Origin of the sequence: Leptolyngbya sp. PCC 6406 (genome assembly GCF_000332095.2) — a bacterium.
Taxonomy (GTDB): domain Bacteria; phylum Cyanobacteriota; class Cyanobacteriia; order Phormidesmidales; family Phormidesmidaceae; genus PCC-6406.
This window is the reverse complement of record NZ_KI913949.1, coordinates 1,008,465-1,028,652: the sequence shown is the minus strand read 5'-3', so window position 1 is coordinate 1,028,652 and position 20,188 is coordinate 1,008,465. Positions and strand designations below refer to the sequence as shown.

Genomic DNA, 20,188 nt, shown 5'->3' with positions numbered 1-20,188 from the left:
TGTAATCCCCAGTACCGCGACACCCAAATTGATACCCTCAGAACCCTATTTTGTCCTACCTTGACTAGGTGAAACGTCCGTTCTATGGGCATGTATTTTCCAAGTTGTCATTCCAATCAACTTTTTGACAGAGAATCAAGGCTTATGATTTTGCCTCGGTGATTTCACTTAATTTAGTCATTAGCAAGTTACTAGCCAATGCTAGCCAATGACTAGCTTGCCGTCGAAAACACGGTGGTCTATGGCAACGCAAGTGAAAATCTAGCGGAAATTTCCTGAATCATTATTCGTGATGAAGCGTCTATTCCGTTTGTACTTAGGAGGATTTCCAATATGAAGCATCTTGCAACGGTTACCCTAATTGCCTCAACACTATCTGTTCTGCACGCACTGCCCAGTGATGCATTTTCTCTCAGTGCTATTAACAGTAGTCCAGCACAATTTGGTCTCGGTGCCACTGAATCCGAGATCATAGCCAGTGGTGCGGCAGCAATTACCTTTGGTGACACCACGATCTACATCGGCACTCGTCAAGCCTCTGCTAATAACCAAGATCCAATCCTGGCAAGTTTTACGAATGGTGTTAGGAATTGGGTTCGGGCAGACTATGATACCTCCCCTGCGGATGCCCGAGGTATTGGCATTGTTTGGGATGGGACTGACAATTTGTATGCTGCTTTTACGATCGATGGGGGCACTCCCAGTGGGCAAGGTTTTACTCGCTTTACTCAGGGAGGCTGGCTATCAAGCTATGGTCCCGGCGGGGGGGCTCCTGCTAGTGTCTTGCTGAAATTGGACCCGACGACTGGGGATGGCATTCCCGGTATTGGAACCTATATTCGCTCGCAGACCTCAAATGGGCAAACCAATACCGTTCGCCCCACCGGCTTAGAGCTGCTTACGGGTTTAGAAATGATGAACGATAGTATTGCCTTTTTTGGCAATTCCTTCTTTTCTCCCCTTCGTGTCGATCGTACGCGGATGACCCAGACGGACACCTCTGTCTCTTCCCCGTTTGACTATCGGGTAGTGTTCAACCTAGATCTCACCCAAGCCCTCAGTGCCGAGGCCATTGGATGGGATGGGGTCACAGCCTTTAGTGATTTAGGGATTCCCGATGATGGCGAAGACCCCATTGATGGCGAAGACCCCATTGATGGCGAAGACCCCATTGATGGCGAAGACCCTATTGATGGCGAAGACCCTATTGATGGCGAAGACCCTATTGATGGCGAAGACCCTATTGGCGGTGGTGATCATGGGGGGATGGATCCACAGCCAGTTCCGGAACCTGGAACTCTCCTCGGGATTGGGGCGCTGCTAGTAGGAGGGGCCATGCTGAAGCGTCGCTAACTGCGAGGGTCATAACTTGACCGCACCCTCTCCGATCTGGATCTCTTGAGCTAGAGATCTACCCGTAGACAGCGGGGATCGGAGAGGGTAGCTTTCTCGGGTTCCCGAGGAAACCAGAAGGCGGTACCCTTGCAGACCTCAACTAGTGCCAGCATGACCGGCACCTCAATCAATACCCCGACTACGGTGGCCAGGGCTGCGCCGGAGTTGAGGCCAAACAGGGTTACTGCTGTTGCGATCGCAACTTCAAAGTGGTTGCTGGCCCCGATCAGTGCCGCTGGGGCAGCATCCTCATAGGCCAAGCCCAGCTTTTGGGCTGCGACATAAGTCAGCAAAAAAATCAGCGTGGTCTGAATAAATAGGGGCACCGCGATCAGCAGAATGTGGAAAGGATTCTGGACAATAACTTCTCCCTTAAAGGCGAACAGCAGCAATAGGGTCATCAGCAGCGCCACCACCGATATAGGACTGAGGTATTTCAAAAACACCTCATTGAACCAAGCTCGTCCCTTGTGACGCAAAATCCACGTTCGCGACACCGCCCCCGCCAACAGGGGCAAGCCGACATAAATCAGTACCGAAAGCAAAATTGTCCCATAGGGCACCGCTAGGTTATTCGCCGCCAGCAGCCATTGCCCCAGGGGAGCATAAAGAAAAAGCATAGCCAGGGAGTTAATCGCCACCATTACCAGGGTAAGTCCCTGGTTGCTGAAGGAAAGATACCCCCACATCAATACCATCGCCGTGCAAGGGGCAATACCCAGCAAAATTGCCCCCGCAATATAGGAATCCGCTAGGGCGATCTCCCCGCCTCGAAGCAGTTCTGTACCCTGAATCCAGGGCAGAAATAGCCCCCCCAAAAAGGCTTGGGCAATGAACACCATGGTAAAGGGTTTGATCAGCCAGTTCACTACGAGGGTGAGGAGTACCGGCTTGGGGGTCTGGACCGCGCGCTTGGCTTGGCCAAAGTCAATTTTCACCATGATTGGGTACATCATGAAAAAGAGACAGATGGCAATGGGCACCGACACCTGATGTATGGCCATGGCATCCAGTGCGATCGCCAGATCGGGGAACACCCGCCCCAAGACAATTCCCGCCCCAATACACAGCACCACCCATACCGTTAGATAGCGCTCAAAAAAGCTCAGTCCCCCCTGGGCTGGTCCAGCCGGGAAATTCTCGGGAGAAGTCATAGGTCAATCCTTTAGCAAGGGGCACCGCCGCAGGCACAGTCAGCGGCGAACCCCTTAATCATATCAATAGTGATTGATGTTTTTGTTTCGACTTATGAGGGAAGGTTACTGCTAATACCCATCTCGGCTCTCACCCCCAATCCCTATCGGGCAGGACTGCAACGTAGTCAGGCCAGAGCTTTGCGCTTGAGTTGAGACGAGTACACCTAGACCGTAGCCCCTTGGGAGAGGGCTAGGGCCTCGGCGTGAGACTTCGGCGTGAGCTCAGCCGAATGGTGAGGGGCCGAGGTGTACCACGATAGAACAGTTAGGGCATTTAAGCCGCAGAGCACTAGTGACGGCAGTCGAGATTGGAATGGTATCGTCTTTCAATAAAAATTGATATTAGACCCATCCAATGCTAGCGCCTGCTAGCGCCATAGGATTCAGCAGGATTCAGCCGCTTGCCTAGCTGGTAAGGGGGGCATCGCAAAATTCCAACACCCCTTTAAGGCACCCCTGCAAGGTCGAGCAGCGCTCACCCCTATCTACCCCAATACAGATGGGACTTTGTTGTTGTCTTGAAACTAGGGCGAACGATGGGATTCGAACCCACGAATGGCGGAACCACAATCCACTGCCTTAACCCCTTGGCTACGCTCGCCATGCATTTCTGCACGGTCCCCATTTTAGCACCGAGTTTTGATCTGTTGCTATCGAATTGATTTCTACATCAAAACCCGCCCTGCCCCGTAACACCTCCCCACTTTTGGCCCCCAGTTTGGGGGTTCGCCCTCTACAATGAGCCCCATACCCGTTGAGAGTCCTAATCGTGCCTGCTCATTAACACCCATGGAGTTGCGACAGAAACGGATATGAAAGTCTCAACCGTCATTGGATTTTTGATACTGGGAGCAGTAGTTGGTGGGCTTGTAGCCACCAATCCCACCCCTATCGCCTATCAAGCCTATGCCACGGAGCAAGCATCTCTTTATCTCAATGAAACACTCTGTGATGATTTGCCAGGAGCCGTAGCAGAGGTGCTTCAGGGACAATGCGCCGAGGTGATTGCCTTGGGACAGCCCCAGATTCCCACCTTGATTCGTAATCGGACAGAGCGCCTGAACCTGTGGGTCTGTAGTATTTATCGCACGTCTCTGGGGGTACCGGGCCTCGACTTTCTGCCGAGCTATGAGGTCAAGACCTTGGGAATTGTGGGGCGCTTTATTCCCCTGAGTGCTCGGCAACTGCCTTGACTAACGCCTTGACTGACAAGGTATAGCTTGTTACGACCCTTTGCTCCGGCGTGAAGTCCTTGATACAGCGACGGCGTTGGGGGATTCCTATAATTTCATTACTTGCTAGCCGTTCTTGAGAGGTGGGGCAATTGCCCCCTGAGAGTATTTCTGTTTGCGTCCTGTCACCGGAGTTTAGTCCGCTGTCGTCCAGGATGGTTTTTATGTCCACCGCCTACCTACTCGTTGCCCACGGCAGCACCGATCCCCGCCATCGTAAGTCCCTGATGCGCTTGGCCCAAACGGTGCGACAGCAATTGGCTGATCCGGCCTGGGTGGGACGCCAGGGGCAGCCCATGCGCCCAGAACATCCGGAGGGAATGCTGTCGCGGTGGCCCAGGGCTAGTCCGGGTGGTGGCCCTCGACGCTTTCCACTACCTCCCGAATCAGAGCTTCTGGTCTCGGAGGACGATGGACGGCAGCACCCGATGCCCCTTGTGGGTACCGCTACCCTGGAAACGGCGGCAGTGCCCTTGGCAGAGCAAATTGCCATTTTTGGACACCGGGCGGCGGCTCTAGGGGTACGGCAGTTAGTGGTGGTTCCGTTGTTTCTATTGCGGGGGGTCCATGTGGTTGAGGATGTACCCTCCGAACTGGCCCAAGCTCAGATCCATTTGCCTGCTGATATGCAGGTTCACATGACGGATCATTTGGGGGGCTATCAAGGGCTCCAGGCGTTTCTGGCTAGTCGTCTTGCCCGCACCACTGTCGAGACTCGGTTACTGGTGGCCCACGGTAGCCGCCGACCGGGCAGTAACCGTCTGCTGGAGCGTACCGCTGCTAAGTTGGGGGCCGCGATCGCGTTTTGGGCGGTGGCACCGGGGCTAGAGGAGCAGGTGATCCATTTGATTCAGGCGGGGCATCAGCGTATTGCGATCGCGCCCTATTTTTTGTTTGCTGGGGGCATTACCGACAGCATTACCCAACAGACCGAAGCCTTGGCAGAGCGTTTTCCCCGTGTGCGTTTCCGTTTGCTGCCCCCCTTGGGTAGCAGTGCCGATCTGGCGCGGGTGGTGAGTGATGTGGCCTTGACGGCTCCTCCCCCTTTGGAGCAGGGCAATAATATCAGCCCAGTGCTGCTGGGAAATGGTATAACGGCCTAACGCCGAGGGAGACATAGAATGACGCATGGAGCAAGGCCGCCAGGGGAAAAGCGGAACTTAGGCACGGTATATCTGGTGGGGGCAGGACCGGGGGATCCGGGGTTAATGACCCTCAAGGGCCGAGATTTGTTAGAGCGGGCTGATGTGGTGGTCTATGACGCCTTAGTGAGCGCTCCTGTTCTGGCCATGGTGAATCCCCAAGCCGAGATGATCTCAGCAGGGAAGCGCCGAGGGTACCATTCCCTCAAGCAGGAAGAGATCACGGCCTTGCTAGTGCACCAGGCCCAACACCATGCCATCGTGGTGCGTCTGAAGGGCGGCGATCCCTTTGTTTTTGGGCGCGGGGGAGAGGAAATGCTGGGTTTGGTGGAGGCGGGGATTGCAGTGGAAGTTGTTCCTGGCATCACCGCTGGTGTGGCGGTGCCCGCTTATGCCGGGATTCCCCTCACCCATCGGGACTACAGTTCCTCCGTCACCTTTGTTACGGGTCACGAGTCGGTGGGTAAGTATCGGCCTCAGGTAGATTGGGCCGCGATCGCGCGCGGGTCGGAAACCATTGTGATCTATATGGGCATCCATAACCTAACCAATATTGTCACTGCCCTGACCCAGGCAGATCTCGCCACCGATACCCCCGTGGCCCTGATTCGCTGGGGCACTCGCCCCGAACAGGAAACCTTGGTGGCGACCCTAGGTACAGTCCTCTCAGAAATGGTGGCAACGGGATTCGCCGCCCCCGCGATCGCGGTGATTGGTACCGTAGTCAACCTACGCCCCCTGCTGGCGCAAAGCCAACCCGCCCACACCCCTCTCCCCTGGATTGCCAAGGCTTTAACTGGCCCATCCTTAACGCCGGGATTAACCAAGGACGCATCTCCCATTGCTAGGATGGACTAGTGCAGCGTCAAGACTAAAGATTAGAGTACTTGTAGGTTGGGTGAAACGAAGGGTCACCCAACAGCGGTAGGCTATGTTGGGTTCCGCTAGCGCTGCACCCAACCTACAAATTGAAGCTTGACTGAGCACTAGGTAAGATTTGCAAGAATTTGAAGCCTAGGGGTTTTAAATTCCCCACCACTGTTCACGCCATTGATGTCCTATGACCACCGCCACCCAGGTAGACAAGAAAAAGCTGAAAACGCCGCCCCTAAAGATCCATACCCTGGGCGATCGTGTCCTCCGTCAGCCCGCAAAACGGGTGGCTAAGGTGGACGATGAAATCCGTCAGTTGGCTCGGGAAATGCTGCAAACCATGTACAGTTCCGACGGCATTGGCCTTGCCGCACCCCAAGTGGGGGTAAACAAGCAGGTGATTGTCATTGATCTAGAACCGGATAATCCTGCCGCCCTACCCTTAATCTTGATCAACCCCAAGGTTCTCCGCACCAGTCAAAAACTCTGCACCGGAGAAGAAGGCTGCCTAAGCATTCCTGGTGTGTATCTGGATGTGGTGCGCCCCGTCGCCATTGAGGTCAGCTACAAGGACGAAAACGGACGACCCCAGAAACTCGCCGCCGATGATCTTCTGGCCCGCTGCATTCTCCACGAAATGGATCACCTCGCTGGGGTCATGTTTGTGGATCGGGTTACCAACCAGTTGGCCATGAACCAAGCCCTCCAAAAGCAAGGGTTTTCCGCGAAGGACGTAAAGCTCGTCCACAGTTAGGGACGGGCAAAGAAAATTTCCACCCTGGCCCCATCACCGCTACTTAGGTTGTAGCCACGTCCCGGCTGTGTCACTATTGCATCAAGATCTGGGTAGAGGCTAAACACTGTGTGGACACCAAAGAGCGGGTTATTTCTATTGGGTTCCTGTGTCGCTGCGATCGCGGCAGTGGGCTCCATCTTTGAGCTCTCCTCTGGCCAACCTGACTGGGGCAACCTACCCACCAGCATTGTTCTTGCCCTCAGCATCCCCATGACTGGCGTCTTTTTCTACGCTGCCGTCAAGGATGCTCGGGCCAATATGTAGAGCCTTGGGGGTAGAGCCTTGGGGTATCAACTCAAAGCGGGACAACTCTCTTGGGGAGGAGTTAGGAGTTAGGAGTCAGCATCTAGGAGAGTACTGGATTCTGACTCCTGAATTCCTCGGAACCAATATTGTCTCGGCTTACGTTGATACCCCACAAATCTAGCTCATGGATAGGGGCGCAGGGCTTTGCGTCCTTTGCAGAATTGTACGCAATCAACCAGACATCATGTTAGGGAGTATTTGTGCCGTCGATTGAATCGTCAGCCTCAGTTTCAATCCCTGTCTCCGCTGAAATCCGCTCTCCGGTAAGTGGGGGTCGCGCTTGGCAGGGACGGGCCACCCTCACCTATCGCCGTCAGGGAGACAAAACGGTGCCCCTGGTGCAGACCCAGGCCCCCCTTAAGGTGCAGCGTCCCTTCTACCCGGAAGCAAATCGCCGTTGCCACACCATCCTGATCCATACGGCGGGGGGCATGGTGGGAGGTGACCGTTTGGCCTATGACCTGACGTTAGAGCCCCAGACCCAGGCCCTCATTACAACGGCAGCGGCGGCCAAAGTCTACAACGACCAGCCTCACCAACGACCAGCCCAGGTAACGGGGATAGTCCGAGTGGGCGAGGGAGCCCGACTAGAGTGGCTGCCCCAGGAATCTATCCTGTTTGAGGGGGCGTGCTATCACCAGACCTGGCGGGTGGAGTTGGCCCCTCAAGCCCATTGGCTGGGCTGGGATATCCTGCGGTTGGGACGCACGGCTCGGGGAGAGCGGTTTGTAGCGGGAGAAGTGCGATCGCGCTTTGAGATCTGGCAAGACGAAAAACCCCTGTGGGTTGATCCCCAAAGGTTCATCGCCAATGAAACCCGTTGGCACAGCCCCCATGCCCTAGCGGGCTGTCCCGTGGTGGCGACCCTCGCCTGGGTCGGTAGCCCAGTAGAGCGAGAATTCGTTAACCACATCCGCGACCTCTGGCAGACCACAACCCAAAACCGAGGCGAAGCCGGGGTAAGCCGCTTGCAAGCAGGGCTAGTGTGTCGCTATCGGGGCCACAGCACCAGCGAGGTACGCCGCTGGTTTGAGGCCGTCTGGGTCCAGATCCGCCACACCCACGGCGGCCAAGATCCGATCTTGCCTCGGGTCTGGCAGCGTTAAATATAGCGGTTCCCTAATGGATGAGGTACAGCTCAACTTGATGGCAATTCGGGGAACAAGGGGCTTAAGCCCCTTGCCTGTACTTAACCCGAGTGAGAACCGCTATAAATGACCCACTAGTTCCCATCAGTCCCAACGGCATCATCGCTCAGGGAAGCCAATAGCCCTTCCCCATAGTTCAAAAGGCGTTCCAGGCGATCGCCCATTTGGGCTTGACGCTTTTGCCCGGTCAAGGACTGCCGTGCCGCCTGCATAAAGGTAATATCCATCCCCAGTAACCGTAGGGCGCGACTGATTTCCGTCTGGTAGGCCACCACCGACTGAGGTGGTAACCCCTCCTGGTGGCGGGGAGTCATCTGCAAAATTCCCTGCTGGGCCGATTGTTGCAGGGCAAGAAACTGCTCCTGGAGCGATCGACCATCGGGATTGGGCTGGGTGGCAGTCTGACGCAACCTCTGCACCTGGTCCATAAAGGTGGTAACGAGGGCACGGGGGCTACCTCTCAAGTCAGCACAGTCATCTGCTGGGGCCATAGTGGGTTCACAACTGGATTCAGCAAGCTTTCTAGGGGGAGACCCTGTAAGCCCGTAGGGGCTACGAGCACCGCGCCCAATGCAGGCGATGGCAAGGAAGAACCGTAGGGACGGTTGGGGATCTACAGACCGAGATCCGTGAGACGGGTGGCGAAGGTGAGCCAGGAAATAGCACGTTCTAAATACTGGGGATTGTCAGGGGTGTAGGGGCCTTGGAGGCGATCGAGGCTGGTGATGGTGGCCTCCTCGGGTAACACTGGTACCTCGGGATCAAAGGCGGTGGGCCGCATGAGAGAACTGGAAAATCCCCGGAAAATGACCACCTGATCCGCGTCTGCGCCAATGGTGGCATTCACTAACAGCACCTCTTGGGGATACTGCTGGCTATAGGCTTCGAGGCGTTGAATGGGGAGGGGGGAGGTCATGGGTGAAGCACCTAGTTCATAGCGGAGCGGCCTTGGCGACCTAAGCGCACAATTACAAAGTAGCCCAGGGCAATCATATAAATGACTAGGCCAAGGATGCCGAAGAAGCCTAAAAAGCCATTGGGGTCTCCATCGTGGAACTGCGCTTTGTAGAGGAAGTTGGGCTGAATCCAGGCTTGGCAGCGACTGCTACCGAACAGCTCGGTGGAAAAGGCGCAGGGGATGAAGAGTAAAAGCGCGATCGCACCTAGGCCATGGTAGATTGTCACGGCCCAGCGCCAGGAAACAAAGACAAACCGGAGGATACTTTGGGGCTGTTCTCGGATCTCTTCATTGAGATCATCCCAGAACCAGAGGGTCATGGGGATGAGAATGCGCGCCATTAAGGCGGTGATGAAGCCGATCCCAAAGCCGCCGATCATCAGATACACCGTGATCATCAGCAGACTGGCAACCTTCCAGTAGATCGTGAGCAACAGGTGCAGGGCTTCAGATTTACGGATAAAGGCCCAAGTCAGTAGCACCAGCGGCATGAGGACTGAGAACAGGACCGCCAGACGGTAATCGGTCCAAACCAAGGATTCCAGTAGAACAGGGTCAATCATCAACGCTATGGGCCGGAAACATGCAGCCTTCCTAGACTATCATTTGCCGATTCTGACCATCATGTAGATTGTGAGTATCCAGCATTTCTCTCCACTCCAGAAAGTAATCGGCCCATGGTTTCCACTGCAATCCCCGCGTCTAGTACGTTTAAGAAGCTCCAGGCTCGGCTCCGTAATCAGGTGGGCAAGGCCATCCACGATTACGCCATGATTGGGGCGGGCGATCGCATCATGGTCTGCCTGTCGGGGGGCAAAGATTCCTACACGCTGCTGGATATGCTGATCAGCCTCCAGCGCAATGCTCCGGTACCCTTTGAGCTGCTCGCGGTGAACCTGGACCAAAAGCAGCCCGGATTTCCGACCCAGGTGTTGCCGGACTATTTGACAGCCTTGGGAGTGCCCTACCGCATTGTGGAGCAGGATACCTACAGCACCGTCAAGCGCGTGATTCCTGAAGGCAAGACAATGTGCAGCCTCTGCTCACGGTTGCGGCGGGGGGTGTTGTACCGGGTGGCGGAGGAGGAAGGCGTCACCAAGATTGCCCTCGGCCACCACCGGGATGACATTGTAGAAACCCTATTTCTCAACCTATTTCACGGGGCGAAGCTGAAGGCGATGCCGCCCAAGTATCTGACGGATGACCATCGCCATATTGTGATTCGGCCCCTCGCCTATTGCTCTGAGCAGATGATTGCCCGCTATGCCCGCCAGCGCCAGTTTCCCATCATTCCCTGCAATCTCTGTGGCTCCCAGACCAACCTGGAGCGGGTGCGGATCAAGGAGATGCTGGCGACCTGGGAGCGGGAATCCCCTGGGCGCATTGAGTCCCTATTTCGCAGTTTGCAAAATTTGGTGCCGTCCCACTTGGCGGACCCAGCGCAGTATGACTTTGCAGGGTTGGAGGACTTGCGGAGGGGAGGGGGGTGAGGGGGTGGCAGAGAGTTTTGAATTTTGAATTTTGAGTTTTGAATTGATCACGTAGGGGCAATCCCTTGCCTGTCGTGTCACCCTTCACCCTTCACCCTTCACCCTTCACCCTTCACCCTTCACCCTTCACTCTTCACCCTTCACTCTTCACTCTTCACCCTTTCGGCATTATCCGTGGGGTAAGCAGTGTCTAGCTTGAGAAAGGTGTGGAGCAGCACCGTGGCCCCCTGGGTGCATTGCTCCGGGGAGGTGTATTCCGCTTGGGAGTGGCTGATGCCCGCCTGACTGGGGACAAAAATCATGCCCATGTCGGTGATACGGCCAATTTCCAGGGCATCGTGTCCGGCGCGGCTGGGGAGAGAACAGTGGCTCAGGCCCAGTTCATCGCAGACAGTTGCGATCGCACCTTGAATCCCTGGAGCCGCTGGGGTCGGTTCCACACAGAGGAGGGGCTTGAAGGTGATGGCCACTCCATGGGTGGCGGCGATGCCCTGAGCCTCCTGTTTCAACCGCTGCTCCATCGTGTGGAGACAGTTGCAGGAAAGATCCCGCATATCTACCGACAGATCTACCCGCCCCGGCACAATATTGACCGCATTGGGCAAGACATTCAGATAGCCCACCGTGGCCACGGGATTACCGGGTTGCTGGAGGGCGATCCTCCGCACCGCCAGGGTGATTTCAGCGGCGGCTACTAGGGCATCATGGCGCAGATCCATCGGCGTCGTACCCGCATGGTTCGCCTCCCCGGTCAGGCTCAGAGCCCAGCGGCGAATGCCCACCACCCCTTCGACCACACCAATGCTGCGCTGCTGATGTTCCAACACTGCCCCCTGCTCCACATGGAGTTCTACAAAGGCGGCAAGATCCGACCGCGATCGCAGGGCCGTGGCAATCTCATCCCAGTTGCCCCCGACCCGCTCCAGGCAAGATTCCAGAGTGGTGCCATCGGCAGGATGGTAGTCAGCAGCCCGCGCCTGGACAGTGCCCGCCATGGCCTGACAGCCGATCATGGTACTTTCCTCGTCGGTGAAAACGATCACCTCTAGGGGATGGCGCAGGCGCAGGTGCCGCTCTTGGAGGGCAGCGATGGCCTCAATGCCCGCCAGCACCCCCAGCACGCCGTCAAAGCGCCCTCCAGAGGGCACCGTGTCAATGTGGGAGCCCGTGGCTAGGGCGGGAGCATCCTGCACCTGACCGGGGTAGCGCCCAATGATATTGCCCGCCGCGTCGATCCGCACTGTCATCCCCGCTTGCGCCATCCAGGTCTGCACCTGCTGACGGGCCTGGAGGTCTTCGGGGGTGAAGGCGAGGCGACGGATATAGCCCGATGATTGACGGCCTAGATTAGCGAGGATTTCGATGCGCTGATTGAGGCGATCGCCGTTGAGGGTCAATCGAGAGGGCTGGGAAAGCAGGGTAACCATGGACAGTCCTAGGTTGAGCGCAGTCTATAAGGGTGGGATGGGTCGTGGAATCCGACGGTATCGGACGTTACCCTCAAAGATGCTTGTATTCTGTATACAATCTACAGGGTTGATGGAGAACCTTGGTGTTTTAGGGGACACCATTTGCCCATTGAGGGATCAGCCGGTAGGTTATTTTCCTGCGAATCCCTAATCTCATTTTTGGAGTTGTCTACCGATGAGCCAGACCACGACCCAGGCCAGCCCCGATACCACGAGCACCCAGACCACCCACCGTATTTTCATCTGCGGATCGGCGTTGCGGGGACAGCCGGACCACGACAATCTGCAATCCGCCACCTTCCTGGGGGCTACCCGCACCCAGGCCCGCTATCGGCTCCATGCCGCTGAGGCCGGGTGGCATCCCGCCATCTACGAGGTGGCCGAGGGTGGCATTTCCATTCCCGGCGAAATATATGAACTCACAGCGGCCCAGTTTGAGTATCTACTCGCCCATGAACCCCCCCACATGTACCCCGCTGATGTGGTGACGGAGGATGGGACGGTGCTGACGGCGATGCTCTATCCCCAGGCGTTGGTGGAGCGCTACGGCTGGGAAGATATTTCGTGCCATGGGGGCTGGGCGGCCTACAAAGCAGCCGCAGAGTAGCTAGTACTCTGCGGCGGAAATCCTGAGCCCATTTCCCCTAGGCGTTGCCTTTCTGCGGTACATTGCTTCGCGTGGGCGAAGCCACGCCTTAGCGTTATGCACCCGACGAAACTTCTTTCCTGGTTCCCAGGCTCTGCCTGGGAATCCTCACCGAAGCTCTGCCTCGTCGTTAGAAAACGGCAAGGATATTTCCGCTACCCAGTACTAGTACCGCAGGGCGTAAATCAGTCCACTATTGTCGCGCCAGCTCAACCTTTTCCGGTCCCCTCTCCCCTTGGGAGAGGGCTAGGGTGAGGGGCCGAGTGTGCCACGATGGAACGGCCAAGGTATTTACGCCGCAGAGTACTAGTGTGGCATCTCTGCGGTGCATTGCCTCGCGTGGGCAAAGCCACGCCTTAGCGTTATGCACCCTACAACACTGCCGCACCAGCCCAACATTTTCCGGTCCCCTCTCCCGCTGGGAGAGGGCTAGGGAGAGGGGCCGAGGTGTGCCGCTATGGAACGGTTAGAGTATTTCTGCAAAAGACCAGAAGGCTACAGCGGGCGGTGCAGAGGCAACCCTGAAAATGTCAGTCTGGTTGCCTGTGTGGTGATTATGCTGCACCGCCAAACCCTTCAACTTTTCCACGATCAGAGACGATCGCCCCTGGTGTTCCGTCAGGAAAATTTTGACGGGTCGAAGACCCTCAAAATTCAACCCCAACTCAACTCCAGGATTTCGGTCACCCGTCAATCATTAATTGACTGAGCACTAGGACTGGCGACGGCGGAAGCGACGCTTTTGCCGATGTCGGGCAATTTCCTTGCGTTTCCGTTTTTCGGCGGGGGTTTCAAAATGCCGATTTTTCTTCATATCAGCAAAGATGCCTGCGCTAGACACCTTACGCTTGAACCGCCGCAGGGCTGATTCAAGTTGCTCATTTTCACCTAAGACCACTTGGGCCATGTAGTTATCTCCTATGGAACGTATGTGTACAGCGGCGAAAAAACGGGGCGGGAATAGCTCCCCCGCCCCGCCTTCGGGTTGGGAATTTGGGTATAGGTTGGACTTTGAGCCTTAGTAGCGATCGCCGCCACCGCCGCCGCCGCCACTCCAGCCACCACCACCGGCACTGCGTCCGCCGCCTGAGGGCTTGCGTTCCGTGCGGGGGCGCGCCTTATTCACTTTTAGGGTGCGGCCCATCCACTCTGCACCGTCGAGATCCTCAATGGCAGCATTTTCTTCGGCGTCTTCAGACATTTCCACAAACGCAAAGCCGCGCATGCGGCCTGTCTCACGGTCAACGGGTACTTGAACACGCTTAACAGCCCCGTATTCTTTGAAGACCTCAGTCAGATCCTCTTCCGTTGCGTTGTAGGAAAGGTTCCCTACATAAACCGTCATAGCCTACCTCATTAAGTCGTCGAACATGTCAGAGATTTGGAATACGGAGGTAAGCTTACGGACCCGAAAGGCAAGAATAGCGTTTCTAAAAGACCAGAGAAGACTCAGCCACCGATACCTAATCCAGATACCACTATAACCCCATTGTTCCTTTCTCAGCGAATTGATGTCCAGGTTCGCTGAAGTTTCTAGAACCGTTGCCCAGAGCCAACCTATGGCCATTTCCGGGGGACAATATCTCCCTCGGGGCGGCTGATTTCGCCCTGGAGGGCAGCCGTTGCGGCCTCGGCACTGTTATACTCCCAGCCCCACGAGACAACTTGCCCGATGCTGATCCCAGCTTTCGGTGTCTTGGTGAACCTGAGTTCGACAAGGAGTAGAGGGCTAAAAAACGTCAATTCGGTATCAGCGCTGTCACCCCGCCGGGAATTCAAAATTCCCGGCTAACAGGCTACCGAGTGGGTGCCCGTCCCCGACCATCCCGACCATCCCCCCCTGGATTACCAAGAACTCCTGGGTCTGGAGGATATGGGGGAACCCAGTGTCACCATCGGCAAGCTGCGCCTGCGCCTCAACCTGCGTCAGCTCCTGGATGGCTACGAGCCCATTGAAGTCCGCCAGCGCCGCGACCTGAAGCAGATGGGGATCGACTTTGAGGAGCGCGACGGCAGGCCGGGGATTCAGGTCAATATTCGCCAAGACAACAGCGCCACCCACCAGCATGGGGCGGGGGATAACTTTGGCGGCGATCGGGTCGCCGGGAAAAAGGGTTCTGGCGTTGCTTAGCACAGCTATGATTTGCCCCCAACCCCCCATTCTGCGGGAGCCAGAACCTTCACACCCCACAGCCCCAAGATCTCAACTAAACTCGTATAGACTCAATGCGATACCCGACCAGGATGACTCCACAATGGCTGAGGACTTTGGGCCTTTGCAGCAGACCGATGGCGCTGCTCCGACGTTCCCCCAAGATACCTATCTTTCGGTTGAAGATGTACAGCGCCAACTCCGCCGATCTCGGGCATCGGTATATCGCTATGCCAATACGGACCCCGACTTGCTCAATCCCCCCTTTAATCCCAGTAAACTCAACCCCGAGGTCCGCAGCGATCGCGATGCCCCCCTAACGTTTCACCTGCGGGAGGTACGGCGCTTTGCCCAAGACGTGCTGGGGCTAGCCCCCACTCTGGAGGTTCATCTCGCCGCCGAGACGGCCACCAATAGCCTATTGCGGGAAATTCTGGCGGAACTCCAGCAAATTCGTCATCATCTCCAAAAAGACGATGAGGGTCAGTAATGTCGCCCGTTTAACCAAGTTTTAAAGGGGGCTCTGTTAGCGTTAAAGGTACAGACGCCTGAGGCCATGCCCCCGTCCCAATGAATAATCCTTTCCTTTGACTTCTTTTTTCAGGTCACTTTTCATTTTTGTATGGACTCTGTCAGTTCTTCTGAACCGCCGCCGCATCCCCCCAGTCATCCCCTAGCCCATATCGTGGGCACCATCGTCGCAGTGATGACCTTGATTCTGCCCCTAGCGGCGATCGCCCATTTTTCCTCAGTGCCCCCACCAACCCCACCCAGCGGAGCCTATCCCTTCTCCTCGCCCCGCCCCTAACCACCCACCGAATCCTCCGCAAGCAACTGCCCAGATCTGCGTTCTGACGTGACAGCGTATTCGCCTACAATGCTAGGCGAAGCCTCTAAGGGCGTGCCCTGGGGGTTTCGTCCTGAGGGCCGTTGACCCTATTGATTGTTGGAGACGCACTGTGGATTTATCTCTCATTCCTGCGCAACCGGACCCAGGGCTGATCAATGTGCTGATCGAAATCCCCGCCGGGAGCAAGAACAAGTACGAGTTTGACAAAGACATGCAGGCGTTCATCTTGGACCGTGTGCTCTTTGCCTCCGTACAATATCCCTACGACTACGGGTTTGTACCCAATACCCTCGCAGATGATGGGGATCCCCTGGATGGCATGGTGATTATGGATCAGCCCACCTTCCCCGGCTGTGTGATTGCGGCCCGCCCCATCGGTATGTTGGAGATGATTGACGGTGGCGATCGCGATGAAAAGATTCTCTGTGTTCCCGCCGAAGATCCTCGCTATGCTGAGGTCAAGTCTCTGAAGGACATTGCCCCCCATCGCCTAGACGAAATCGCCGAGTTTTTCCGCACCTACAAAAACCTAGAGAAAAAAGTGACCGAAATTCTAGGGTGGAAGGATGTGGAGCAGGTGATGCCCCTGGTTCAGCAATGCATTGCGGCGAACCAGTAATCTTTCTTCCGGCGTGTGCCCCTAGGGTTAAATGGGTATCCTCTTTATAAGTAGAGGCAAAATTTGTCACCACCGAGCAATACTCTGGGACAGGATTTTGTGGGTTGCTAGAGACCCTAGGGGCAGACTGGGAAAACGGGCGATCGCTGAGGACTCTCCTCAGCCTCCTGTGGGACGACAAATCTCCAAGGAGTTTGCTAAACTTTCCCGACATCCCCGACTCAGGCCAGAATATACAGATACATTGGGCCTCAGGTGCTCCTGGTTTTTCTGGGTATAACGCTTGCAAAAGCTAAAACCTCAGTCCCTTGTCATCTACCACCATCCTTGATCCGTCAATCGCAAGATGCCAGATTCGGATTCACCATTGTTAACAGCCGCGCCTACCCAGCACACCCAACCCCAAGCTGTAGCCAAAAGCGAGTTGGGCTTTACCGTGCAGTTCTGGGGCGTTCGAGGAAGTATCCCCACACCGGGCTCTGATACCGTGCGCTACGGGGGAAATACCGCTTGCGTCGAAGCCCTTGTAGGCGGCAAACGACTTATTTTTGATGGTGGTACGGGGCTCCGGGTGCTAGGTAAACACCTACTCCACCAGCCAGACACCGTCTCTGCCCATCTTTTCTTTACCCACACCCACTGGGATCGTATCCAGGGGTTTCCATTTTTTATGCCCGCCTTTGTTCCAGGCAACTGTTTTGAGATCTATGGAGCCCCCGCTGCCAATGGAGCCTCCATCAAGCAGTCCCTTACGGATCAGATGCTGCGACCCAACTTCTTCACCCCCCTCCAGAAGATGCGGGCGGACATGCACTTTCACAATATCAATGCTGGCAGTGTGGTCACCCTAGAGGACGGATTGATTGTCGAAACCATCGCCCTCAACCGCCACACCAGTGCCCTCGGGTTTCGCATCAATTGGCAGGGGCAGTCCCTGGTCTATGCCACCGATACTGAGCCCTCCCACACCCTCACCGACCAGAACCTACTGTATTTGGCCCAAAAGGCAGATCTGCTGATCTACGACGGCACCTATGCCGATACGGCCTATCACGATCTCAATGGCAGCGCTAATATTTCCTGGGAAAGCGGGGTGGAGCTGGCTAAGGAGGCGGGAGTCCAGGAACTCATTCTTTTCCATCATAATCCTGCCCATGATGATGATTTTCTAGACCACATGGAAATGGAAATCCGACAGCGCTTTCCCAATGTGCGCCTTGCCCGAGAGGGGATGATCTCTCAGGTAGCCTAGTACTGGGCGGCAGAAACACCCTGGCCGTTCCATCGTGACACACTCGGCCCCTCACCCTAGCCCTCTCCCAAGGGGAGAGGGGACCGGAAAATAATGTTGGGCGACGCGACAATAGTGGGCTGATTTACGCCCTGCGGTCTTAGTGTTCCTGACGGAACACTAAGACCGCAGGGCCTGTGGACAGTTAACGAGGAAACCCTTGTGGGGTAGGCATGACCATGCCCGCCCTACTGAAGCAAGCTAGGGACTGTAACCGCTCTATAGCAAGGACTCTGGCTTTGATTGTCCCCAGTCCCTAGTCCCGGAAATCCCCTGGGTTGCGGGGCAGAACGATAGAATGGGAAAACGTATGAATTTGACCCTTGATTTGATCGGGTCTCCTTCACCCATTTGTCTCGTCTTCTGAGGGATTATGTCCGTTCTGGCTGCGATCTCTGTTTTGGCACTGCTGATCATCGTTCACGAAATGGGGCACTTCTTAGCAGCCCGCCTGCAAGGCATTCACGTAAATCGGTTCTCCATTGGCTTTGGTCCTATCCTCTGGAAGTACCAAGGCTCCGAGACGGAATATGCCCTGCGCGCCATTCCCCTCGGCGGCTTTGTGGGCTTTCCCGACGACGATCCCGACAGCGCGATTCCCCCGCAAGATCCAAACCTGCTGAAAAACCGCCCCATCCTCGATCGGGCGATTGTTATCAGTGCCGGAGTAGTGGCTAACCTGCTGTTTGCCTACCTGGTGTTTGTGGTGCAGTATGCCTCGGTGGGAGTGCCTCAGGATTTTGTGCCCGAACCTGGTGTGCTGGTGCCCCAAGTGCTCTCGGAAACTTCCCCTGCTGCGATCGCGGGGCTGGAATCGGGAGATGTCATTGTGGCGGCTAATGGGGTTCGATTTGATCAAGGAGAAGCTAACACCGTTGAGGATTTGGTGACGCTGATTCAAACCAGCGCGGAGCAACCCATCGAGATGACGGTAGAGCGGGGCGATCGCACCTTGAACCTCACGGTGGTCCCAGAAATCAGCGGCGAGGGTAAGCCTATTATTGGGGTTCAACTCCAGCGCAACGGAGAGTTTACCTTCCGGCGAGCTAACACGGTGCTGGAAGTATTCTCCCTGTCCGCCGAGGCATTTCAAGACATGCTGGTGCGTACCGTACAGGGTTTTGTAGCCCTCATCACCAACTTCTCAGAGATGGCGGGCCAAGTGGCTGGCCCCGTCAAGATTGTGGAGCAGGGGGCAGGCTTGGCTAGGGCTAACTTAGCCAGTCTCTTTCCCTTCACCGCCATCATCAGTATTAACCTCGCCATTATCAATATCCTGCCCCTGCCCGCGTTAGATGGGGGCCAGTTGGCGTTTCTCTTGGTGGAAGCCCTTCGGGGTAAGCCACTGCCGGATCGCCTTCAGGAGAATGTCATGCAGACGGGCATCGTCTTGCTGCTGGGGCTGGGGGTCTTCTTGATTGTGCGCGACACCACCCAACTGTCGGTATTTCAGGACTGGCTTCAGTGACCTCTCGGCGTCGCCTACCCGCTAAAAAACAGCGCATTCTAGAGATTCTCACCCGCCTCAAACGGCTCTATCCTGACGCCACCTGTTCTCTGGACTATGAAACTCCGGTCCAACTACTGGTCGCCACGATTCTCTCTGCCCAGTGTACAGATGCACGGGTAAACAAGGTCACGCCCGCTCTGTTTGCCCGCTGTCCCGATGCCTATGCTATGGCGGCAGTGCCCTTAGAGGAGTTGGAAACCCTGGTCAAGTCTACGGGCTTCTATCGCAATAAGGCCAAGAATATTCAGGCCGCTTGCCAGAAAATCGTCACCGACTTTGGGGGAGAGGTGCCTCAACGGATGGAGGATCTGATTAGTTTGGCGGGGGTGGCCCGTAAAACTGCCAATGTGGTTATGGCTCATGCCTTTGGTATTAATGCTGGGGTGACGGTCGATACCCATGTTAAGCGCCTTAGCAATCGCCTCGGGTTCACCCAACATAGCGATCCGATCAAAATCGAGCGAGATTTAATGAAGCTGCTGCCCCAGCCCGATTGGGAAAACTGGTCTATTCGGCTGATTTACCACGGTCGGGCGGTCTGTATGGCTCGCAACCCTGCCTGCGATCGCTGCCAGTTAGCAGATCTTTGTCCCTCGGCCCCACTTCCCTTGCCAGGGTCTTCGGCATAGTAGGGGAAGGCAGAAGTAAGAAGGATGAAAGTACAGGGTTTTGTCCATCAGAGCGCTTTACAGGTTCCAAGTTTTTCCGTTACCATTGAAGACTGTGGTTACAAATAGGCTTAGGAGAGCAGTAGGCGTTGCATGGCTAAGAAAAGCATGGTTGCGCGGGAGCGCAAGCGGGAAAAACTGGTCGCCCAGTATGCTAGCAAGCGGGAAGCGCTGCTAGAGGAATTCAACAACGCAAGCAACCAGCAAGAGCGGGTGACCATCCACCGCAAGATTCAGCAACTGCCCCGCAGCAGCTCTCGGACTCGCTTGCGTAACCGTTGCTGGAAGACCGGACGCCCCCGAGGCTTCTATCGGGACTTTGGCCTCTGCCGAAATCAACTGCGCCAGATGGCCCATGAGGGTCTTCTGCCCGGTGTGGTGAAGTCTAGCTGGTAGCAAGTTCAGTTTTTGTGTTTACTGTGAGACCCGCCTTGTCAATGGCACTGG

General features: G+C 56.0%; 25 protein-coding genes and 1 tRNA gene. 18 read left to right on the top strand and 8 right to left on the bottom strand.

What is annotated here, in order from left to right; all coding sequences use genetic code 11:
- Window positions 1-333: 333 nt before the first annotated feature.
- On the top strand, window positions 334-1,353 hold the full coding sequence (locus tag LEP6406_RS29955; RefSeq protein WP_051463616.1) for a PEP-CTERM sorting domain-containing protein: 1,020 nt from the start codon (window positions 334-336) through the stop codon (window positions 1,351-1,353).
- Between the two features lie 50 nt (window positions 1,354-1,403).
- On the opposite strand, the gene arsB is transcribed toward LEP6406_RS29955, so the two are convergent.
- Entirely contained in the window at window positions 1,404-2,549 is a 1,146-nt protein-coding gene (arsB, locus tag LEP6406_RS0204810; protein ID WP_008316898.1) for an ACR3 family arsenite efflux transporter, read from the bottom strand.
- A 570-nt stretch (window positions 2,550-3,119) separates the two neighbouring features.
- Window positions 3,120-3,192: transfer RNA gene (locus LEP6406_RS0204805), tRNA-His, on the bottom strand.
- Window positions 3,193-3,403: 211 nt separating this feature from the next.
- Here LEP6406_RS0204805 and LEP6406_RS0204800 point away from each other — a divergent pair.
- The 6 genes from LEP6406_RS0204800 to LEP6406_RS0204775 all read left to right on the top strand — a co-directional run bounded on the left by LEP6406_RS0204800 (window position 3,404) and on the right by LEP6406_RS0204775 (window position 8,046).
- Window positions 3,404-3,784, top strand: coding sequence for a DUF4359 domain-containing protein (locus LEP6406_RS0204800; RefSeq protein WP_008316899.1), 381 nt, complete (start codon window positions 3,404-3,406; stop codon window positions 3,782-3,784).
- 203 nt (window positions 3,785-3,987) lie between these two features.
- Entirely contained in the window at window positions 3,988-4,926 is a 939-nt protein-coding gene (locus tag LEP6406_RS26575) for a sirohydrochlorin chelatase (RefSeq protein ID WP_008316901.1), read from the top strand.
- Window positions 4,927-4,944: 18 nt separating this feature from the next.
- Window positions 4,945-5,823: a uroporphyrinogen-III C-methyltransferase gene (cobA, locus tag LEP6406_RS26570; protein ID WP_008316903.1), complete on the top strand. Its 879-nt coding sequence runs from the start codon at window positions 4,945-4,947 to the stop codon at window positions 5,821-5,823.
- A 202-nt stretch (window positions 5,824-6,025) separates the two neighbouring features.
- Entirely contained in the window at window positions 6,026-6,592 is a 567-nt protein-coding gene (gene def, locus LEP6406_RS0204785) for a peptide deformylase (protein ID WP_008316905.1), read from the top strand.
- Between the two features lie 108 nt (window positions 6,593-6,700).
- A complete protein-coding gene (locus LEP6406_RS0204780) occupies window positions 6,701-6,898 on the top strand; it encodes a hypothetical protein (RefSeq protein WP_027268847.1) in 198 nt (65 codons plus the stop codon).
- A 242-nt stretch (window positions 6,899-7,140) separates the two neighbouring features.
- Window positions 7,141-8,046, top strand: a complete 906-nt coding sequence (locus LEP6406_RS0204775) for an urease accessory protein UreD (RefSeq protein WP_008316908.1) — start codon at window positions 7,141-7,143, stop codon at window positions 8,044-8,046.
- A 116-nt stretch (window positions 8,047-8,162) separates the two neighbouring features.
- Here the strand turns inward: LEP6406_RS0204775 and patD are convergent, their stop codons facing one another.
- The 3 genes from patD to LEP6406_RS0204760 form a co-directional block, all read right to left on the bottom strand.
- The gene (gene patD / locus LEP6406_RS26565; RefSeq protein ID WP_008316698.1) at window positions 8,163-8,579 is read right to left on the bottom strand and encodes a heterocyst frequency control protein PatD; all 417 of its coding nucleotides are present in this window, start codon (window positions 8,577-8,579) and stop codon (window positions 8,163-8,165) included.
- A gap of 122 nt (window positions 8,580-8,701) precedes the next feature.
- Window positions 8,702-9,004: a DUF7734 family protein gene (locus LEP6406_RS0204765; RefSeq protein ID WP_008316700.1), complete on the bottom strand. Its 303-nt coding sequence runs from the start codon at window positions 9,002-9,004 to the stop codon at window positions 8,702-8,704.
- Between the two features lie 11 nt (window positions 9,005-9,015).
- Entirely contained in the window at window positions 9,016-9,609 is a 594-nt protein-coding gene (locus LEP6406_RS0204760) for a DUF3177 family protein (RefSeq protein ID WP_008316702.1), read from the bottom strand.
- Between the two features lie 114 nt (window positions 9,610-9,723).
- Here LEP6406_RS0204760 and ttcA point away from each other — a divergent pair, with 114 nt between their 5' ends.
- On the top strand, window positions 9,724-10,536 hold the full coding sequence (gene ttcA, locus LEP6406_RS0204755) for a tRNA 2-thiocytidine(32) synthetase TtcA (protein ID WP_008316704.1): 813 nt from the start codon (window positions 9,724-9,726) through the stop codon (window positions 10,534-10,536).
- A gap of 140 nt (window positions 10,537-10,676) precedes the next feature.
- On the opposite strand, the gene LEP6406_RS0204750 is transcribed toward ttcA, so the two are convergent.
- Window positions 10,677-11,963: a Zn-dependent hydrolase gene (locus tag LEP6406_RS0204750; protein ID WP_008316707.1), complete on the bottom strand. Its 1,287-nt coding sequence runs from the start codon at window positions 11,961-11,963 to the stop codon at window positions 10,677-10,679.
- A 217-nt stretch (window positions 11,964-12,180) separates the two neighbouring features.
- Between LEP6406_RS0204750 and LEP6406_RS0204745 the strand changes: the two genes are divergently transcribed.
- Both LEP6406_RS0204745 and LEP6406_RS0204740 read left to right on the top strand, forming a co-directional pair.
- Window positions 12,181-12,612 (top strand): allophanate hydrolase-related protein, encoded by a 432-nt coding sequence (locus tag LEP6406_RS0204745; RefSeq protein ID WP_008316708.1) that lies wholly within the window; start codon window positions 12,181-12,183, stop codon window positions 12,610-12,612.
- 496 nt (window positions 12,613-13,108) lie between these two features.
- Window positions 13,109-13,360, top strand: a complete 252-nt coding sequence (locus tag LEP6406_RS0204740; protein WP_008316711.1) for a hypothetical protein — start codon at window positions 13,109-13,111, stop codon at window positions 13,358-13,360.
- A gap of 3 nt (window positions 13,361-13,363) precedes the next feature.
- On the opposite strand, the gene rpsU is transcribed toward LEP6406_RS0204740, so the two are convergent.
- Both rpsU and LEP6406_RS0204730 read right to left on the bottom strand, forming a co-directional pair.
- Window positions 13,364-13,558 (bottom strand): 30S ribosomal protein S21, encoded by a 195-nt coding sequence (rpsU, locus tag LEP6406_RS0204735; RefSeq protein ID WP_008316713.1) that lies wholly within the window; start codon window positions 13,556-13,558, stop codon window positions 13,364-13,366.
- Window positions 13,559-13,669: 111 nt separating this feature from the next.
- Window positions 13,670-13,996 carry an RNA recognition motif domain-containing protein gene (locus tag LEP6406_RS0204730; protein WP_008316715.1) on the bottom strand — a complete coding sequence of 109 codons (327 nt, stop codon included), beginning with the start codon at window positions 13,994-13,996 and terminating at the stop codon, window positions 13,670-13,672.
- A gap of 462 nt (window positions 13,997-14,458) precedes the next feature.
- On the opposite strand from LEP6406_RS0204730, the gene LEP6406_RS0204715 reads away from it, so the two are divergent.
- The 8 genes from LEP6406_RS0204715 to rpsN all read left to right on the top strand — a co-directional run bounded on the left by LEP6406_RS0204715 (window position 14,459) and on the right by rpsN (window position 20,137).
- Window positions 14,459-14,782 (top strand): hypothetical protein, encoded by a 324-nt coding sequence (locus LEP6406_RS0204715; RefSeq protein WP_008313959.1) that lies wholly within the window; start codon window positions 14,459-14,461, stop codon window positions 14,780-14,782.
- Between the two features lie 124 nt (window positions 14,783-14,906).
- Window positions 14,907-15,293, top strand: a complete 387-nt coding sequence (locus LEP6406_RS0204710) for a hypothetical protein (protein WP_008313961.1) — start codon at window positions 14,907-14,909, stop codon at window positions 15,291-15,293.
- Between the two features lie 132 nt (window positions 15,294-15,425).
- On the top strand, window positions 15,426-15,611 hold the full coding sequence (locus LEP6406_RS0204705; protein WP_008313963.1) for a TLTLP motif-containing protein: 186 nt from the start codon (window positions 15,426-15,428) through the stop codon (window positions 15,609-15,611).
- Window positions 15,612-15,762: 151 nt separating this feature from the next.
- On the top strand, window positions 15,763-16,272 hold the full coding sequence (locus tag LEP6406_RS0204700) for an inorganic diphosphatase (protein WP_008313964.1): 510 nt from the start codon (window positions 15,763-15,765) through the stop codon (window positions 16,270-16,272).
- A gap of 346 nt (window positions 16,273-16,618) precedes the next feature.
- Window positions 16,619-17,524: an MBL fold metallo-hydrolase gene (locus tag LEP6406_RS0204695; protein ID WP_027268842.1), complete on the top strand. Its 906-nt coding sequence runs from the start codon at window positions 16,619-16,621 to the stop codon at window positions 17,522-17,524.
- A gap of 412 nt (window positions 17,525-17,936) precedes the next feature.
- Window positions 17,937-19,031 carry an RIP metalloprotease RseP gene (rseP, locus tag LEP6406_RS0204690; protein WP_008313966.1) on the top strand — a complete coding sequence of 365 codons (1,095 nt, stop codon included), beginning with the start codon at window positions 17,937-17,939 and terminating at the stop codon, window positions 19,029-19,031.
- Window positions 19,028-19,702, top strand: a complete 675-nt coding sequence (gene nth / locus LEP6406_RS0204685) for an endonuclease III (RefSeq protein WP_008313967.1) — start codon at window positions 19,028-19,030, stop codon at window positions 19,700-19,702. Before rseP ends, nth begins: the two co-directional genes overlap by 4 nt.
- Window positions 19,703-19,834: 132 nt before the next feature.
- Window positions 19,835-20,137 carry a 30S ribosomal protein S14 gene (gene rpsN, locus LEP6406_RS0204680; RefSeq protein WP_008313968.1) on the top strand — a complete coding sequence of 101 codons (303 nt, stop codon included), beginning with the start codon at window positions 19,835-19,837 and terminating at the stop codon, window positions 20,135-20,137.
- Window positions 20,138-20,188: the final 51 nt, after the last annotated feature.

Excerpts from the sequence above, each read along its gene's own strand:
- LEP6406_RS0204695 (WP_027268842.1), top strand. The coding sequence starts at position 16,619 with ATGCCAGATTCGGATTCACCATTGTTAACAGCCGCGCCTACCCAGCAC.
- LEP6406_RS0204800 (WP_008316899.1), top strand. The coding sequence starts at position 3,404 with ATGAAAGTCTCAACCGTCATTGGATTTTTGATACTGGGAGCAGTAGTT.
- LEP6406_RS29955 (WP_051463616.1), top strand. The coding sequence starts at position 334 with ATGAAGCATCTTGCAACGGTTACCCTAATTGCCTCAACACTATCTGTT.
- rseP (WP_008313966.1), top strand. The coding sequence starts at position 17,937 with ATGTCCGTTCTGGCTGCGATCTCTGTTTTGGCACTGCTGATCATCGTT.
- LEP6406_RS0204710 (WP_008313961.1), top strand. The coding sequence starts at position 14,907 with ATGGCTGAGGACTTTGGGCCTTTGCAGCAGACCGATGGCGCTGCTCCG.
- LEP6406_RS0204705 (WP_008313963.1), top strand. The coding sequence starts at position 15,426 with ATGGACTCTGTCAGTTCTTCTGAACCGCCGCCGCATCCCCCCAGTCAT.
- cobA (WP_008316903.1), top strand. The coding sequence starts at position 4,945 with ATGACGCATGGAGCAAGGCCGCCAGGGGAAAAGCGGAACTTAGGCACG.
- LEP6406_RS0204740 (WP_008316711.1), top strand. The coding sequence starts at position 13,109 with ATGGAACGGTTAGAGTATTTCTGCAAAAGACCAGAAGGCTACAGCGGG.
- LEP6406_RS0204730 (WP_008316715.1), bottom strand. The coding sequence starts at position 13,996 with ATGACGGTTTATGTAGGGAACCTTTCCTACAACGCAACGGAAGAGGAT.
- rpsN (WP_008313968.1), top strand. The coding sequence starts at position 19,835 with ATGGCTAAGAAAAGCATGGTTGCGCGGGAGCGCAAGCGGGAAAAACTG.
- LEP6406_RS0204745 (WP_008316708.1), top strand. The coding sequence starts at position 12,181 with ATGAGCCAGACCACGACCCAGGCCAGCCCCGATACCACGAGCACCCAG.
- LEP6406_RS0204750 (WP_008316707.1), bottom strand. The coding sequence starts at position 11,963 with ATGGTTACCCTGCTTTCCCAGCCCTCTCGATTGACCCTCAACGGCGAT.
- arsB (WP_008316898.1), bottom strand. The coding sequence starts at position 2,549 with ATGACTTCTCCCGAGAATTTCCCGGCTGGACCAGCCCAGGGGGGACTG.
- LEP6406_RS0204765 (WP_008316700.1), bottom strand. The coding sequence starts at position 9,004 with ATGACCTCCCCCCTCCCCATTCAACGCCTCGAAGCCTATAGCCAGCAG.
- def (WP_008316905.1), top strand. The coding sequence starts at position 6,026 with ATGACCACCGCCACCCAGGTAGACAAGAAAAAGCTGAAAACGCCGCCC.
- rpsU (WP_008316713.1), bottom strand. The coding sequence starts at position 13,558 with ATGGCCCAAGTGGTCTTAGGTGAAAATGAGCAACTTGAATCAGCCCTG.
- ttcA (WP_008316704.1), top strand. The coding sequence starts at position 9,724 with ATGGTTTCCACTGCAATCCCCGCGTCTAGTACGTTTAAGAAGCTCCAG.
- LEP6406_RS0204760 (WP_008316702.1), bottom strand. The coding sequence starts at position 9,609 with ATGATTGACCCTGTTCTACTGGAATCCTTGGTTTGGACCGATTACCGT.
- LEP6406_RS26575 (WP_008316901.1), top strand. The coding sequence starts at position 3,988 with ATGTCCACCGCCTACCTACTCGTTGCCCACGGCAGCACCGATCCCCGC.
- patD (WP_008316698.1), bottom strand. The coding sequence starts at position 8,579 with ATGGCCCCAGCAGATGACTGTGCTGACTTGAGAGGTAGCCCCCGTGCC.